This is a genomic window from Novosphingobium sp. B-7, from assembly GCF_000410615.1.
In the GTDB taxonomy this organism is placed as follows: domain Bacteria; phylum Pseudomonadota; class Alphaproteobacteria; order Sphingomonadales; family Sphingomonadaceae; genus Novosphingobium; species Novosphingobium capsulatum.
Genome location: NZ_KE148503.1, coordinates 2,554 through 3,249, shown reverse-complemented (window position 1 = coordinate 3,249; position 696 = coordinate 2,554). Strand labels below are relative to the sequence as shown.

The 696-nt window shown below is 68.7% G+C and carries 1 protein-coding gene; it reads left to right on the top strand.

Annotation, left to right across the window (positions count from 1 at the left end; translation table 11 throughout):
* Positions 1-535: class I SAM-dependent methyltransferase (locus H926_RS29975; protein WP_043611057.1), on the top strand; the 535-nt coding region annotated here is incomplete at its 5' end.
* Positions 536-696 lie beyond the last annotated feature (161 nt).

Below are 696 nucleotides of genomic sequence, written 5' to 3'. Positions count from 1 at the left end.
GATCCGCGGGCTGGACGCTGCGCCCGGCGCCCGCGTGCTGGAATTGGGCTGCGGCACCGGGCGCAACCTGGCGATGATCGCGCGGCGCTGGCCCGGCATGCGCCTGTTCGGCATCGATATCTCGCGCGAGATGCTGGGGGCCGCGCAGGCGCGGCTGGGTGATGGCGCGCGGCTGGCACTGGCCGATGCCAGCGCTTTTGACCCGGCTGCGCTGCTCGGCACGGCGCGGTTCGATCGCGTCGTCATTTCGTTTGCGCTCTCGATGATCCCGCCATGGCAACAAACGGTGGCCCATGCCGCCACCCTGCTGGCGCCGGGCGGATCGCTGCACATCGTCGATTTCCACGATGCCGCCGGCCTGCCCGGCCCGCTGCGCCGCCTGCTCCAAGCGTGGCTGACGCGCTTTCATGTGACGCCGCGCACCGAACTGGCAAAACTGGCCCAGGACATCGCCGCGCGGCAGGGCCTGTCTTGCCAGACCCATACCGGCGCCTTTGGCTATTACCGCCTGATCGTCCTCACCCGGTCACGCTGAGACGCTGTGCGCAGGCCTGTGGATAACCTGCGCACAATCCTTGGATATCGCCGGAAAAGGCTGTGGATTGCGCCGGCCCTGATCAGGCGCCTGCGCGCACGAACAGGCTCGCCAGTTCGACATGGGTGGACCAGCGGAACTGGCCCACAGCCTTGAGCCCT